This is a genomic window from Streptomyces sp. NPDC052496 (genome assembly GCF_040679095.1).
Lineage (GTDB): Bacteria > Actinomycetota > Actinomycetes > Streptomycetales > Streptomycetaceae > Streptomyces.
Window position 1 is genome coordinate 43,267 of the sequence record NZ_JBFAUH010000040.1, and the last position, 14,645, is coordinate 57,911.

At 71.9% G+C, this 14,645-nt stretch carries 12 protein-coding genes; 3 read left to right on the forward strand and 9 right to left on the reverse strand.

All coding sequences use genetic code 11. The annotated features are described in order from the left end of the window. Positions 1–33 precede the first annotated feature (33 nt). Both AB0L45_RS35960 and AB0L45_RS35965 read right to left on the reverse strand, forming a co-directional pair. Complete coding sequence (locus AB0L45_RS35960) at positions 34–567, reverse strand: alkyl hydroperoxide reductase (RefSeq protein ID WP_365847710.1); 534 nt, start codon at positions 565–567, stop codon at positions 34–36. Positions 568–599: 32 nt separating this feature from the next. After that, the gene (locus AB0L45_RS35965; protein WP_365847712.1) at positions 600–1,154 is read right to left on the reverse strand and encodes a peroxiredoxin; all 555 of its coding nucleotides are present in this window, start codon (positions 1,152–1,154) and stop codon (positions 600–602) included. A gap of 378 nt (positions 1,155–1,532) precedes the next feature. On the opposite strand from AB0L45_RS35965, the gene AB0L45_RS35970 reads away from it, so the two are divergent. Both AB0L45_RS35970 and AB0L45_RS35975 read left to right on the forward strand, forming a co-directional pair. After that, positions 1,533–1,880 (forward strand): Lsr2 family protein, encoded by a 348-nt coding sequence (locus AB0L45_RS35970; RefSeq protein ID WP_365847714.1) that lies wholly within the window; start codon positions 1,533–1,535, stop codon positions 1,878–1,880. A 572-nt stretch (positions 1,881–2,452) separates the two neighbouring features. Next, positions 2,453–3,409, forward strand: coding sequence for a LysR substrate-binding domain-containing protein (locus AB0L45_RS35975; protein WP_365847716.1), 957 nt, complete (start codon positions 2,453–2,455; stop codon positions 3,407–3,409). 192 nt (positions 3,410–3,601) lie between these two features. On the opposite strand, the gene AB0L45_RS35980 is transcribed toward AB0L45_RS35975, so the two are convergent. The 7 genes from AB0L45_RS35980 to AB0L45_RS36010 all read right to left on the reverse strand — a co-directional run bounded on the left by AB0L45_RS35980 (position 3,602) and on the right by AB0L45_RS36010 (position 12,062). After that, positions 3,602–6,052 carry an ABC transporter permease gene (locus AB0L45_RS35980; RefSeq protein ID WP_365847718.1) on the reverse strand — a complete coding sequence of 817 codons (2,451 nt, stop codon included), beginning with the start codon at positions 6,050–6,052 and terminating at the stop codon, positions 3,602–3,604. A gap of 64 nt (positions 6,053–6,116) precedes the next feature. Beyond that, a complete protein-coding gene (locus tag AB0L45_RS35985) occupies positions 6,117–6,806 on the reverse strand; it encodes an ABC transporter ATP-binding protein (protein ID WP_365847720.1) in 690 nt (229 codons plus the stop codon). Beyond that, entirely contained in the window at positions 6,803–7,327 is a 525-nt protein-coding gene (locus AB0L45_RS35990) for a PadR family transcriptional regulator (protein WP_365847722.1), read from the reverse strand. The genes AB0L45_RS35985 and AB0L45_RS35990 overlap by 4 nt, the downstream gene beginning before the upstream one ends. A 104-nt stretch (positions 7,328–7,431) precedes the next feature. Beyond that, complete coding sequence (locus AB0L45_RS35995) at positions 7,432–9,849, reverse strand: ABC transporter permease (protein WP_365847724.1); 2,418 nt, start codon at positions 9,847–9,849, stop codon at positions 7,432–7,434. Further along, on the reverse strand, positions 9,846–10,532 hold the full coding sequence (locus AB0L45_RS36000) for an ABC transporter ATP-binding protein (protein WP_365847726.1): 687 nt from the start codon (positions 10,530–10,532) through the stop codon (positions 9,846–9,848). Before AB0L45_RS36000 ends, AB0L45_RS35995 begins: the two co-directional genes overlap by 4 nt. Before the next feature lie 214 nt (positions 10,533–10,746). Continuing rightward, positions 10,747–11,088, reverse strand: coding sequence for a hypothetical protein (locus AB0L45_RS36005; RefSeq protein WP_365847728.1), 342 nt, complete (start codon positions 11,086–11,088; stop codon positions 10,747–10,749). Then, the gene (locus tag AB0L45_RS36010) at positions 11,085–12,062 is read right to left on the reverse strand and encodes an SPFH domain-containing protein (RefSeq protein ID WP_365847730.1); all 978 of its coding nucleotides are present in this window, start codon (positions 12,060–12,062) and stop codon (positions 11,085–11,087) included. The genes AB0L45_RS36005 and AB0L45_RS36010 overlap by 4 nt, the downstream gene beginning before the upstream one ends. Positions 12,063–12,297: 235 nt before the next feature. Between AB0L45_RS36010 and AB0L45_RS36015 the strand changes: the two genes are divergently transcribed. Further along, positions 12,298–14,550, forward strand: coding sequence for a transglycosylase domain-containing protein (locus AB0L45_RS36015; RefSeq protein WP_365847732.1), 2,253 nt, complete (start codon positions 12,298–12,300; stop codon positions 14,548–14,550). The last annotated feature ends 95 nt before the right edge of the window (positions 14,551–14,645 follow it).

Consider the following 14,645-nt stretch of genomic DNA (forward strand, 5'->3'; position numbering starts at 1 on the left):
CGGCCGGGCGCCCGCCGGGCGCCGCCGGTTCACCTATTCGGCGAGGGTGGCCTCGGCGTCGAGGGTGGCGCCGACGGCCTGGAGGACGGAAGCGATCTTGATGGCCTCAAGGATCGTCTCGCGGTCCACGCCCGCCTTGCGCAGCACCTGCTCGTGCGAGTCCAGGCACATGCCGCAGCCGTTGATGGCCGAGACGGCCAGCGACCACAGCTCGAAGTCGACCTTCTCCACGCCCGGGTTGCCGATGACGTTCATCCGCAGGCCGGCGCGCATCGTGCCGTACTCCGGGTCCGACAGCAGGTGCCGGGTCCGGTAGAACACGTTGTTCATCGCCATGATGGCGGCGGCGGACTTGGCCGCGGCGTACGCCTCGGCGGAGAGGTTGGCCTTCGCCTCCGGCTCCAGCTCACGCAGCACCTTCGGCGAGCGCGAGGCGATCGCGCAGGCCAGGACGGTGCCCCACAGCTGCTGCTTGGGCAGCTCGCTGTTGCCGATCACCGAACCGAGGTTCAGCTTCAGGTCCTTGGCGAAGTCCGGAACGGCGGACTTCAGTTCGTCGAGAGCCATGTCGGATCTCCTTCCGGTTCGCTAGCCGCGGTTCACTCGCCCGAGAGCAGCGCGACCGGGTCGAGGGTCTCGTCGCCCTTGCTCCAGTTGCAGGGGCACAGCTCGTCGGTCTGCAGCGCGTCGAGGACCCGCAGGACCTCCTTGGGGTTACGGCCGACGGAACCGGCGGTCACCATGGTGAACTGGATCTCGTTGTTCTGGTCCACGATGAAGACGGCACGCTGCGCGAAGCCGTCCTCGCCCTCGATGCCGAGCGCGCGCATCAGCTCGTGCTTGGAGTCGGCCATCATCGGGAAGGGCAGGTCGGTCAGGTCCGGGTGGTCCTTGCGCCAGGCGTGGTGCACGAACTCGGAGTCACCGGAGAAGCCGAGGATCTGCGCGTCGCGGTCGGCGAACTCGTCGTTCAGCTTGCCGAAGGCGGCGATCTCCGTGGGGCAGATGAAGGTGAAGTCCTTGGGCCACGCGAAGACGATCTTCCACTTGCCTTCGTAGGTCTTGTGGTTGATCTGCTCGAACTCCTTGCCGCTCTCCAGCGACACGCAGGCGGTCAGATCGAACTCGGGGAACTTGTCACCGACAGTGAGCACAGGCTCTCCTTCGTGTGCCGTAAGTCCTGATACAGGGCTTACGCGAGGGGTTGGACGGTTCCCTACACTGCCACAGGGGTCATTGATCGGGGAAATAGCTAGAACATGACGCGTTGATCGGTACTGGCTATCAGTTTCCGGGGCGGTCCTGCGGGGAACCCGGACGGGTCGCGGCCGGACCCCGGGCGGAGTGATCTGCCCCTCTGGCGGGCCGGGCCGTCGTGGGGTATGCACGTCCGTGCACAACAATGCCGGATCGGTCGAAAAGGGGCGGGAATCCGAGGAATCCACCGGCAATCTCCGAAACGATGTTCCCCGGTTCACGCACCTCGCCAAAGATTGGCCCCATCGCGAGCCGTGAGACGTACAATCACCCGCATGGCACAGAAGATCGTCACTATTTACACGGATGACCTCACCGGAGAAGAATCCGCGGAGGTCGCCACGCACTCCCTCGCGGTCGACGGTATTGCATACGAGGTCGACCTCGCCCCGGACAGCTACGACAAGCTGCTGGAGGCGATCGGCCCCTTCCTGAAGGCCGGCCGCCGTACCGGGCGGGTGAAGGCGGGTGCCGCGGGGGCGCGCAAGGTGAGCGGCTCCGCTTCTGGTTCGGGTGAGACCGCGAAGATCCGCGCCTGGGCCAAGGAGAACGGCTACGAGGTCAACGAGCGTGGCCGGGTGTCCGCCGATATCCGTGAGGCGTACCAGAACGCCAACAAGTAGGGCTCGCCCGCACCGGCCGAAGGCGTCGTGACGGCGGACGGATTTCGGCCGGTCCAGGCCCGTGACCTGGAGAACGGTGCTGGTGGCAGCCGATGCGCCGGAGAATCGTGGTCGGCTGCCGCCGTCCGGAATGCGGTTGTCCGGGGCCGCCGAAAAGCCGGCGGAACGACTGTCCGGAACAGGTGCCAGGAACGGCCGACCGGAACAGCTGTCCGGAACGGTTCGTATCCCTGCGGGGCAGTATCCGCGACGAGGCCGGCGGCGCGGAGCGCGTACGGCGCGTGCGGTGCCCGGAGGCCGGAAAACGGAGCCGCGACCGGGAATCCGTCCGGACGGTCGGTCCGTAATCCGCCGGCGGCCGGGGAAAAGGTGACGGGATTCCCGGCCTGTGAAATGTGCTCCGCGTGGCCTGCCGAGAGGCCCGGCGGACACCCGCCGCGAAACCCGCCGGTAACACGGTGCGGCAATTGACCGGCCGACCGCACACCGGAACCTTCCCGCGGGAAAATCCTCCCCTCGGGCGCCGCCGCCCCTCCCATTAGACTGATCACTCTGATCGGAGGTGGCTATCGGTGGCATCCCCCACGAATCCCGGAGCCCGGCCGCGGCAGCCCAGCCTGGCGCAGCTGCGGGCCTTTGCCGCGGTGGCCGAACACCTGCACTTCCGGGAGGCCGCGGCGGAGATCGGCATGAGCCAGCCCGCGCTGTCCGGCGCCGTGTCGGCCCTGGAGGAGGCGCTCGGCGTGCAGCTCCTGGAGCGTACGACGCGCAAGGTGCTGCTCTCGCCCGCCGGGGAGCGGGTCGCCGCCCGCGCCCGTACGGTCCTGGAAGCGGTCGGTGACCTCATGGAGGAGGCGGAGGCGGCCCGGGCGCCGTTCACCGGCGTGCTGCGGCTCGGGGTGATCCCGACCGTCGCCCCGTACCTGCTGCCGACCGTCCTGCGGCTGGTGCACGACACGTACCCCGACCTGGAGCTCCAGGTCCACGAGGAGCAGACCGGCTCGCTGCTGGACGGCCTCCAGCAGGGCCGGCTGGACCTGCTGCTGCTCGCCGTGCCGCTGGGCGCGCCGACGGTCGCCGAACTCCCGCTGTTCGACGAGGACTTCGTGCTGGTCGCGCCGCAGGACCACTGGCTGGGCGGGCGCGGGGACATCCCGCGCGAGGCGCTCAAGGACATGGACCTGCTGCTGCTGGACGAGGGGCACTGCCTGCGCGACCAGGCGCTGGACATCTGCCGGGAGGCGGGCCGCGAAGAGGGCGCGCCGGTGACGACCAGCGCGGCCGGGCTGTCGACCCTGGTGCAGCTGGTCGCGGGCGGCCTGGGCGTCACCCTGCTGCCGCGCACCGCGCTGCGCGTCGAGACGGCCCGCAACGACCAGCTGACCACCGGGTACTTCGCCGATCCGGCGCCGTCCCGGCGGATCGCCCTGGCCATGCGGGCGGGGGCGGCCAGGCAGGGCGAGTTCGAGGAGTTCGCGGCGGCGCTGCGCGAGGCGATGAGGGGCCTTCCGGTGCGCATCGTCGAGTGAGGGTCGAGTGAGCCCGGCCGTACGGCTGCTGCGGACGCGCGTACGTACGTCACCTCGTGCGGCTGTTGCGTACGCGCATACGTACGTCACCTCCGTACGCCCCTTCCACCCGAACGTGACCGGCCCGCACGCCCGCGCCCTTGACGGCCCGCACCCTTGAGGACCCGCACGCCCGGGCCCTCGACGGCCCGGCTACTCCGTCCGCAGCCCGTCCGGCCGCATCATCCGCCACAGCGGCGGCAGGCTGGCCACCGTCACCAGCAGGATCACCCCGGCCCCGGCGCCCGCCGTGCCCGCCACCACCGGCCAGTCCACGAACACCTCGCTGTCGATCATCCAGAGCAGCAGCGTGCCCAGCGCCAGCCCGCCCCCGACGGCGAGCACCAGGCCCAGCGCGACGGGGATCGCGGTCTGCCACAGCACCGACCAGCCCAGCGTGGCGCGCCGGGTGCCGAACGCGTCCAGCACGGACAGCAGCCGCCGGTGCTCGTGCAGCTGCTCCACGGTGGAGATCACCAGGCCCGCGCCGATCAGCAGCAGGGTGACCACCGCGCCGATGAACAGGCCGGTGCGCAGGCTGTCGTACTGCCCGTCGTGCCGGTTCTCGGCCAGCGGGACCACGGCCATCGACGGGTTGATGCGCGCCGCGGCCGTACGGATGTGCTCCACCGCGTCCGGAGTGGCGGGGTCGTAGCGGACCGTCAGGTGCATCAGCGGGTGGTCCATCCGGTCGACGTCCACCGCGGCCGGTGTGATCAGGATGCCGCGGGTGGGCAGGCCGTCGTCGCCGGTCCTGGCGTGCACGGTGCGGGCGGTGGCGGGCAGCGTCCACAGCTGCGGCGGGCGGGCGGGGCCGGAGCCCTCGGGCGGGTCGAGGTTCAGCAGGGCGCCGGGTGTCGCGAAGGTGTCCTGGCGCAGGTTGTCGGTGCGGAAGACGTCGCCGTCCCGGCAGTGGCCGACCTCGGCCAGCCGGGCCAGTTCGGCGCAGTCGCCGACGGTGACGTGTACGCCGTCCACCATGCGGAAGTCGCTGCCCGCCGCCAGCCGGCCCCGGTCGCCTGCGGCCGACGCCGAGGACTCGATCGCGCCGTCCGCCCGGCGGACCCCTTCGGTGCCGCGCAGCACCGCGAGCGCGTGCCGGGTCTGTTCCCAGCCCGGTGTGCCGCCGGTCAGCTCGACCACCGGGCGGCCGTTGCGGGCGTAGGCCCCGGCGAACCCGGCCTGCATCCCGGTGAAGGTCATGTGGACGGCGATGGCCCCGGCGACCGCGACGGTGATGCCGGCGACCGCGCGGGTGGCCGCCCCGCTGTTGAGCTGGAGCCGCCGGGTGGCGAGCTGCCAGGGCACCGGGCCGCCGCGCAGCCGCCGTACCACCGCGTCGACCAGCCACGGCAGCAGCGCGGTGACACCGAGCAGCAGCAGGGTCGCGCCGGTGGCGAGCCGCACGGTGTTCAGCGGGGTGTCCACCCCTTCGGCGCCGCCGGAGACGGTCACCAGCAGCCCGGCCCCGGCCAGCGGCACCAGCGGCCGCCACCACAGCCGGCGCCGGACGGGCGGCCGGTTGCGTACGACCCCCAGCGGCTCGACGGTCACCCCGCGCTGCGCGAACAGCGTCACCAGGACGGCGGCGGACGGTACCAGCACCGCGATCAGCACGGCCAGCAGCGGGCCGGGGACGATGTCCGCGGGGAAGACGTTGATGTCCCACAGCGTCACCACCGAGGCGAACTGCCGCCCTCCGAGGAAGATCCCGGCGCCCAGCACCAGGCCCGCCAGCGAGCCGAGCAGCGCCTCCCCGGCGGCGATCCGCCGGGTGGTGCGGATGTCCGCGCCGACCAGGCGCAGCGCGGCGAGCCGCAGCTCGCGGCGTTCGTTGCCGAACCGTACGGAGGTGCCGATGAAGACCAGGACCGGCGTCAGCAGCGCCACACACGTCATGATCACCAGCACCACCGCGGGGGCCCGCATCGGGCGCCGCACGAATTCCGACCCGAAGTGGTCGATGCGGTAGGCGCCGAGCCGTTCGGTCAGCGTGGAGCTGCCCGCGAGGAAGGTCAGTTCGGCCGGTCCTTGCAGCCCGGCGTCGCCGATGGTGCCCACGACGCGGTACGGGATCCGCTCGCGCAGCGCCGCACCGCCGGGCGAGTCCAGCAGCTCCTTGAGGCCGGGGGAGACCAGCATGGTTCCTGGTCCCGGGAGCGCGGCGACCCCCGGCGGCTTCGGCGGGTGCGTCCCGTCGGGCTCGACGAGCCGGCCGCGGATGTTCTGGTGGTGGTACCGGGTGTCGGCGTGGGCGTACAGCAGCGTGTCGTCGGCGGGGCGCGGCGGGTGCGCCTGGCCCAGGTTCTCGCGGGCCTTCTCCCGGCCGTGCCAGGAGTCGATCAGGGAGGGCACCGACGCGCCGAGCAGCAGGACGGCCACGCCCAGGCCGACACCGACGGCGGACAGCGCCGTACGGATCCAGCCCTCCCGGCCGCCGCCCGCGGCGAAGCGCAGTCCGGTGGCGAGGTCGCGGGCCCAGGCGGCCGGGCCGGCGGGCGGCGGGCCGGGCAGGACCGGTCGTCCGTCAGGAGCGGCGGACGGGGTACCGCACCCGCCGGAGCCCGCCGCCCGGGCCTTGGTACGCGGGCCGAGCAGCGTCATCCGGCGGTGCCGATCGGGGCGGCGGTCCTGCCCGGACGGGGTGCGGTGCGGCCGTCGGGCGGATTCACCGCAGGCCCGCCAGCATGTCCTTCACCTTGCCGTCGCGTACGACGATCTCGCGGTCGGAGTACGCGGCGACCCGGGCCTCGTGGGTGACCAGGACGACCGCGGCGTTGGTGTCCCGGGCCGCGTCCGTCAGCAGGGTCAGTACGCGCTCGCCGTTGAGGGAGTCCAGGGCGCCGGTGGGCTCATCGGCGAAGATCACGCGGGGCCGGGAGGCGAGGGCGCGGGCGACCGCGACGCGCTGGCCCTGGCCGCCGGAGACCTCACCGGGCCGCTTGCCCTCGGTGTCCTCCACCTCCAGGCGCTCCAGCCACGCGCGGGCGTGCCGCTGCGCCTCCTTGCGCTTGACGCCGTTCAGGCGCAGCGGCAGGGCCACGTTCTCCAGGCAGGTCAGTTCCGGGACGAGCTGGCCGAACTGGAAGACGAAGCCGAAGTCCGAGCGGCGCAGGGCGCTGCGCTGCGCGTCGCTCAGCCCCGTCACCTCGTGGTCGGCGTAGCGGACCGTGCCGGAGTCCGGCAGGACGATGCCCGCCAGGCAGTGCAGCAGGGTCGACTTGCCGGAGCCGGACGGGCCCATGACGGCGACGACCTCGCCGGGGTGGATGGAGAAGTCCACCCCGTCCAGCGCGGCGTTCTGCCCGTACGTCTTGTACAGGCCCTTCGCGACCAGCAGCGAACCCTCGGGCGTCACGCGCCGACCACCGCGGCCAGCTTGTCCAGGCGGGCGGCGGTCAGCTCCAGCCAGCGCAGATCGGCCTCCAGGTGGAACAGCGCGTGGTCGCAGATGAGCTGGTCGGCGAGGTCGCCCTTGCGCTTGCGCTCGGTCAGGCCGCGCATCAGGCGCAGGTGCTCGGTGCGCTGGCTGTCCAGCAGTTCGGCGGCGTCCCGGCCGGTGAGCAGGGCCAGCACCACCTTCGTGTACAGCGTCGACTGGAGGTACGGCTCGGGCTTCTCGGGCCGGGCCAGCCACTGGGCGACGTCGGTCACGCCGGCGTCCGTGATGGCGTACCGCTTGCGCTCCGGACCCGCGCCCGCCTCGACGCCGTCCACCTCGACGAGACCGTTCTTCAGCAGGCGGGACATGGTCGAGTAGACCTGTCCGTAGTGCAGCGGGCGGTCGTGGCCGAAGTGCTCGTCGAACGCCCGCTTCAGGTCGTAGCCATGGCGGGGGCCGGACTCCAGGAGGCCCAGCAGCGTATGACCGATTGACATGCCGACCACCTTACTTCGTCGCTACAGCCGTGGTGTATACGCGTGGTGCATAGCGCTTCCGTCCCCGGGGCCCGGCGGTGCGGGCCCCGGGGACGGCGCTCCGGTCACTCCGAACGCAGCCCGTCCGCGCGCATCATGCGCCACAGCGGCGGCAGGCTGAGCAGCGTCACGATCACCACCAGAGCGGCACCGAACAGCGGCAGCGGCCAGACCACCGACCACGCGACGCCGGTCTTGTCCGCCAGGCCCAGCAGCACCCGGCCGAGCCCGAGCCCGCCGGCCACCGCGAGCGCCAGGCCGAGGACCATCGGGACGGCGGTCTGCCACAGCACGGACCAGGCGAGCGTGGCGCGCCGGGTGCCGAAGGCGACCAGGACCGACAGCAGCCGGCGGCGTTCGCGCAGCTGCTCCAGGGTGGTGACCAGCATGCTGGCGGCGATCAGCGTCATGGTCGCCACGGACGCGATCAGCAGGCCGTTGCGGACGCTGACGAAGCGCCGGTCGTCGCTGGTGTCCATGAGCTGGAACGCGTTGGCCGTCACGTCGATGCGGGCCGCGGTGTTACGGGCGTGCTCGGCGGCGTCCGGGACGGACGGGTCGAGCCGCACCATGGCCCTGGCGGTGGGTTCGGCCAGCTTCTTCACCTCGACCGCGCCCGTGGTGGCGAACAGGCCGGTGGTCTGCTCGCCGGCCGGGTCGGGGCGGGAGGTGACGGGGCGGATCGTGCGGGGCAGGGTCCACGGGCTGGGCCGTCCGACGATCCTGCCGTTCTCGTCGAAGTCGTTCAGCAGCACCTCGGCGCCGGGCCGTACGACCTTGGGCAGGTCCTCGTCCATGTACGTGTCGGGGCCGCTGCCGTTGATCAGGAAGACGTCACCGTCCTTGCACGGGCCGGGGCGGGAGATCTCCTGAAGGGTCTCGCAGCTGCCGACCGTGAGCGAGGTGCTCAGGGGCGCGCCGCCCTCGCTGCGCTCCGGACCGGGGGAGACGACCCGCGACCCGACGGTGGCGATGACGCCGCTGACGCCCTTCGTCCCTTGGAACGCGTCGATCATCTTCTGGGTGGCGGCGCCGTCCCGGGCCGGCAGCAACACCTGGAGCTGCGCCCGCGACGTGTCCTGCCCGGTGTCCTTGGTGTAGTCGTCGCCGACGGCGGTGAACAGCATCTGCAACGCGATGGCACCGGCCACCGCGACCGTGATGCCGCTGACCGCGCGCGCCGCGCTGCTGCTGCTCAGCTGGAGCCGGCGGGCGGCCAGCTGCCAGGGGACCGGGCCGCCCTCGAAGCGTGCCACGACCGCCTCCACCAGCCAGGGCAGCAGCATGGTCAGGCCGAGCAGCGTCAGGACCGCGCCCGTGCCGATCAGGTACGTGTTGACGGAGCCGGTCTTCTTGTCGACCGTGCCGAAGGCCGCCAGCAGCCCCAGCCCGACGAGCGGGATCGGCAGCCGCCACCACAGCCGCCGGCGGCGCGGCACCGCGCTGCGGACCACGCCCAGCGGCTCGATGGCGATGCCGCGCAGCGCGAAGAGCGTGACGACGACGGCCGACGCCGGTACCGCCAGCGCGATCAGCACGGCCAGGGCGGGCACCGGCGACAGGTCGGTGGGGTAGGCGTTGAGGCTGCTGATGTCGACCGCGCCGATGAACTGCCGGCCGAACAGGAACAGCCCGGCGCCCACGAGCAGCCCGAACAGCGAGCCGAGCAGGGCTTCCCCGGCGGCGATCCGGCGCGCCATGTGGTTGTCGGCGCCCACCAGGCGCAGCGCGGCCAGCCGCCGGTCGCGGCGCTCGCCGCCGAAGCGGACGGCGGTGGCGATGAAGATGGCCACCGGCATCAGCAGGACGACGCAGCCCACCAGGATCAGGACCAGCAGGACGGGGTCCATGTCGGGGGACTGGAGCCGCCAGCCGTAGGCGGCGGCGCGGTTGGTGCCGCTGTCCTTCAGGGAGAGCTTGTCGCTGCCCGCGTAGTAATAGTGCTCGCTGGGGCCGATCACGCCTGCCCGGCCGATGGTGCCGACCACGCGGTACGGGAGCCGGTCGTGCAGCAGCTCGCCGTCCGGGGAGTCCAGGAGCTTCTTCAGGGCGGGGGAGACGACGGCCTCGCCCGGTCCGGGCATCCTGTCCACGCCGGGCGGCAGCACGGGGTGGCCGCCCTCCGGACGCAGCAGGACGCCGTCCACGCTCTCGCCGCGGAACTGGGAACCCACACGGTGGAAGAGGAAGGAGCTGTCGGAACGCGGCGCCTCCTGTTCCGTCAACTCGATGTTGCGCGCGTTGCTCCGCTCGGAGCGCGCGGACAGCAGGTTCGGTACGGAGGAGGCGCCCAGCAGCAGCGCCACGCCGAGGCCGACGCCGACGGCGGTCAGCGCCGTACGGGTCCAGCCCTCACGGCCGCTGCCGACCGCGAAGCGCATCCCCATGACGAGGTCGCGGAACCAGACGGCGAGGCCGGACGGGGCCTTGCCGGGGCTCTCGCCGTGGTCCGCGGGACCGGGGCGGTGGTCGACGGCGGTCATACGGTGCCCGCCATTTCCCGGGCCTGGCCGTCGCGTACGACGATCTCGCGGTCGGAGTACGCGGCGACCCGGGCCTCGTGGGTGACCAGGACGACCGCGGCGCTGGTGTCCCGGGCGGCCTCGGTCAGCAGGGTCATCACGCGCTCGCCGTTGAGGGAGTCCAGGGCGCCGGTGGGCTCGTCGGCGAAGATCACGCGGGGCCGGGCGGCGAGCGCGCGGGCCACCGCGACGCGCTGGCCCTGGCCGCCGGAGACCTCGCCGGGCCGCTTGGCCGCCACCGCGCCGACCTCCAGCCGCTCCAGCCACGCGCGGGAGCGCTCCTCGGCCTCCTTGCGCTTGACGCCGTTCAGGCGCAGCGGCAGGGCCACGTTCTCCAGGCAGGTCAGTTCCGGGACGAGCTGGCCGAACTGGAAGACGAAGCCGAAGTCCGAGCGCCGCAGGGCGCTGCGCTGGGCGTCGCTCATCTGGGTCAGGTCGCGCGAGCCGTACAGGACGCTGCCGGAGTCCGGGCGGACGATGCCGGCGAGGCAGTGCAGCAGGGTCGACTTGCCGGAGCCGGACGGGCCCATGACGGCGACGACCTCGCCGGGGTGGATGGAGAACTCGGCGCCGTCGAGCGCGCGGGTCGGGCCGTACGCCTTGTGCAGGGCGCTGGCCTTGAGCAGAGAACCGGCCGGGGTCATACGAGGGCCTCCGGAAGTGCGGACAGGGGCGGTCCGGGCGGCGGGGCCGGGGCTCCGCCGGCGGGGCTGCCGCGGGTGCCGCTCTCGGCGCCCGTGACCCGCCCGGCAGGACACGACCGCCACTCTACATGGTGTGTATACCCGCGGTGTATACGCACGCCGAAAGCGGCCGGAGGCCTGCCCGCACAGGGCCTGGCCTCCGGCATCCCCGAACTCACCCGCCCTGACCGGGCGCCTCCGGCTCCCCGCCGGTCTCCGGGCCTCCGCCGGCCTCCGGGTCCGGCGCGGCGGACTTCGGCGGCCGCCCACGGCGGGGCAGTCCGCCCGCGCCCTTCGGCAGCCGCCCCGCGTCCGCGAGGGACTTGCGCAGCAGGAACTCCACCTGGGCGTTGGCACTGCGCAGCTCGTCGTCGGCCCAGCGGGCCAGCGCGTCGTGCACCAGCGGATCGAGCCGCAGCAGCATCTGCTTGCGCCGCTGCGCCCGCCGCTTCGGGGCCTGCTCGCCGCCTCCGGGGCCGGCGGCCCCGGACGCGTCCTGGGAGCCGGCCTCACTCACTGGTACAGCGAGCCGGTGTTCAGTACGGGCTGGGCGGCCCGGTCCCCGCACAGCACCACCATCAGGTTGCTGACCATGGCCGCCTTCCGCTCCTCGTCCAGTTCCACGATGTCCTGCTCGCTGATGCGGGCCAGCGCCATCTCGACCATGCCGACCGCGCCCTCGACGATCTGCTGGCGGGCCGCCACCACCGCGCCGGCCTGCTGCCGCTGGAGCATCGCCGAGGCGATCTCCGGAGCGTACGCGAGGTGGCTGAAGCGGGACTCGATGATCCGTACGCCCGCGGCCTGCACCCGGGCGGTCAGTTCGACGGCCAGCTTCTCGGTGATCTCCTCGGCGTTGCCGCGCAGCGACAGCGCCTCGTCGTCGTGCGCGTCGTACGGGTACTCGATCGCGATGTGCCGCACCGCGGCCTCGGTCTGGGTGGCGACGAACTCCAGGAAGTCGTCCACCTCGAACAGCGCCTGCGCGGTGTCCTCGACCTGCCACACGACGATGGACGCCAGCTCGATCGGGTTGCCGTACGCGTCGTTGACCTTCAGGACCGCGGTCTCGTGGTTGCGGACACGGGTGGAGATCTTGCGGGCGGTGGTCAGCGGGTTGACCCAGCGCAGGCCGTCCTCGCGGATGGTGCCGACGTAGCGGCCGAAGAGCTGGATGACCCGGGCCTCGCCGGGGGCGACCATCTTCACGCCCGTCATGCAGAACAGCGAGCCCACCAGCAGCAGGATGCCGACGACGACCAGCGGTACGCCCACCGCGTTGTTGCCGTGCGAGCCGTTGACGCCGCCGACGATGATCAGGGCCAGCCCCGCGAACGCGCCCAGGACGGTGAGCAGCAGACCCAGGCCGCCGGGAATGCTGTGCGCCACCGCCTCGCGGACCTGCGGGCGGGGCAGCTGCGGCGTGTCGGCCGCGAGCTGTGCGCCGCCGCCCGTTCCGTCGTTGCCGCCGGCCGGTGTCTGGTCGGACATGTCCGTTCCCCGTTTCTCGTGACGTTCCCCGTTGTGCTGTCGCGAGACTAGCAAAGTGATAGCACTTTAAGAAGCCTCTCAGGCCGGTACGGCATCATCGGGGGACGGTTCCCCCAGGCCGGGTGCTCTTTGTCACGTCGGGAAAAGCCTTGATCGATGAGCATTTGTTGACAGATGCGGTGTTAGCTTCGTGAGCTGAGTTATTGGGGGCGGAACGACTGGAGTTGCGGGAGCGATGGGGCGAGCGGACGCGAGGCGAGCGGCGCAGGGACGTAAGCGCCGGGCGAAGCCGAAGGGCAAGAAGGGCGGCATACGCCGGTTCTTCACCTGGAAGAAGCTCCTCGGAGCCTTCCTCGGTGCCTGCCTGCTGGGCATCCTCGGCTTCATCGGGCTGTACCTGTACGTGGACGTGCCCGACGAGGGCAACTTCCAGGCCACCAGCCAGAGCAACATCTACAAGTACGCCGACGGCTCGGTGATGGCCCGCAAGGGCGCCGCGAACGCGGTGAACCGCGAGACCGTCAAGATCGACCAGATCCCGAAGCACGTCCAGCGCGCCTTCGTCGCGGCCGAGAACAAGACCTTCTACCAGGACTCCGGCGTCGACCTGAAGGGCACCCTGCGCGGCGTCCTGAACACCCTCAGGGGCAAGGGCAAGCAGGGCGGCTCCACCATCACCCAGCAGTACGTCAAGAACTACTACCTGAGCCAGGAGCAGACGGTCAGCCGCAAGCTCCAGGAGATCGTCATCTCCCTCAAGGTGGACAACAAGCTCGGCAAGGACGAGATCCTCGCCGGGTACATGAACACCAGCTACTACGGCCGCGGCGCGTACGGCATCCAGGCCGCCGCCCAGGCCTACTACGGCGTGGACGTCGGCAAGCTGACCGTCAGCCAGGGCGCGTACCTCGCCTCGCTGCTCCAGGCCCCCAGCCAGTACGACTGGGCCATCGCCTCCGACGCCGGCAAGAAGCGGGTGCAGGAGCGCTGGGCCTACACGCTCGACAACATGGTCGAGATGAAATGGCTGAGCGAGGCCGACCGGCAGAAGCAGACGTTCCAGACGCCCATCAAGCCCAAGCCGCTGCCCGGTGAGGCCGGCCAGGTCGGCTACTTCATCAACGCCGCCAACCAGGAACTGATCCGCAAGGGCGTCGACGAGAAGGAACTGGCCGCCGGCGGCTGGACCATCACCCTGGGCATCGACAAGAAGAAGCAGCAGGAGCTGGAGAAGGCCGTCAAGCGCAAGCTCACCGACGACCTCAAGCCGGCCGAGCGCAAGGTGGACCGGGACGCCCAGCTCGGCGCCGTCTCGGTCGATCCCAAGACCGGCCACGTCCTGGCGATGTACGGCGGTGAGGGCTACACCAAGCACTACACCAACAACGCCACCCGGGCCGACTTCCAGCCCGCCTCCACCTTCAAGCCGCTGATCCTCGCCTCGGCCCTGGAGAACCACGCCAAGACCCAGTCGGGCGTGCCCATCACCCCCGACACCGTCTACGACGGCCGCAACCGCCGCCCGGTGGTCAACAGCGTCAAGCCGTTCGCGCCGCCGAACGAGGACGAGGTCAACTACGGCCGGATCAGCGTCCAGCAGGCGACCAACAACTCCGTCAACTCCGTCTTCGCGCAGATGGGCGCGGACGTGGGCCTGGACCAGGTGAAGAAGACCGCGGTCAGCCTCGGCATGGACGGCAGCCGGATGGACGTCCAGCCCGCCATGACGCTGGGCAGCATGGGTGCCAGCCCGCTCCAGATGGCCGCCGCCTACGCCACGCTCGACAACCACGGCAAGAAGGTCGACCCGTCCCTGGTCGTCAAGGCCCAGCACGGCGCGCAGGAGACCGAGCTGCCCGACCCCATCGGCTCCCAGGTGCTGACCCGCGAGACCGCCGACACCGTCACCTCCGTGCTGCGCGGCGTGGTCAACGACGGTACGGCCAAGAAGGCGATGGACGGCGCGGACTTCCAGGCGGCCGGCAAGACCGGCACGTCCGACGACAACAAGTCGGCGTGGTTCGTCGGCTACACGCCGAAGCTGGTCACCGCGGTCGGCATGTTCGGCGAGGAGACCAAGGGCGGCAAGCAGGTCTCGCTCAAGGGCACCGGCGGCGGCGGCCGCGTCAACGGCGGCGGCTACCCGGCCGAGGTCTGGGCCGCCTACACCGCCGCGGCGATCGGCGACGACTCCGGGGCCAAGTTCGACCTGGAGACGGACCTCGGCGCCGGGGTGGCCCCGACCAACACCCCGCCGCCGAGCAACACCCCCTCGCACTCGCCGTCCCAGTCGCCCTCGCAGTCCCCCTCGCACTCGCCGTCCCAGTCGCCCTCGCAGAGCCCGTCGCACTCGCCGTCCCGTACGCCGTCGCACACGCCGTCGCGGACGCCCTCGTCGCCCCCGGAGACACCTCCGGCGTCCCCGTCGACCGGCAGCGGCGGCAACGGGAACAACGGCCGCCCGGGCGGCTTCGACGACCTCGGCTGACGGACGGCCGGTACACCACAGGGCCGTGGGGGGGGGGCGCGCCCGCGGCCGCCCCCACGGGACCCGCGGCCCCGCGCCCCGCGGCCGGCCCCGCG

Excerpts from the sequence above, each read along its gene's own strand:
- AB0L45_RS35995 (WP_365847724.1), bottom strand. The coding sequence starts at position 9,849 with ATGACCGCCGTCGACCACCGCCCCGGTCCCGCGGACCACGGCGAGAGC.
- AB0L45_RS35990 (WP_365847722.1), bottom strand. The coding sequence starts at position 7,327 with ATGTCAATCGGTCATACGCTGCTGGGCCTCCTGGAGTCCGGCCCCCGC.
- AB0L45_RS36015 (WP_365847732.1), top strand. The coding sequence starts at position 12,298 with ATGGGGCGAGCGGACGCGAGGCGAGCGGCGCAGGGACGTAAGCGCCGG.
- AB0L45_RS35980 (WP_365847718.1), bottom strand. The coding sequence starts at position 6,052 with ATGACGCTGCTCGGCCCGCGTACCAAGGCCCGGGCGGCGGGCTCCGGC.
- AB0L45_RS35970 (WP_365847714.1), top strand. The coding sequence starts at position 1,533 with ATGGCACAGAAGATCGTCACTATTTACACGGATGACCTCACCGGAGAA.
- AB0L45_RS35960 (WP_365847710.1), bottom strand. The coding sequence starts at position 567 with ATGGCTCTCGACGAACTGAAGTCCGCCGTTCCGGACTTCGCCAAGGAC.
- AB0L45_RS36000 (WP_365847726.1), bottom strand. The coding sequence starts at position 10,532 with ATGACCCCGGCCGGTTCTCTGCTCAAGGCCAGCGCCCTGCACAAGGCG.
- AB0L45_RS36010 (WP_365847730.1), bottom strand. The coding sequence starts at position 12,062 with ATGTCCGACCAGACACCGGCCGGCGGCAACGACGGAACGGGCGGCGGC.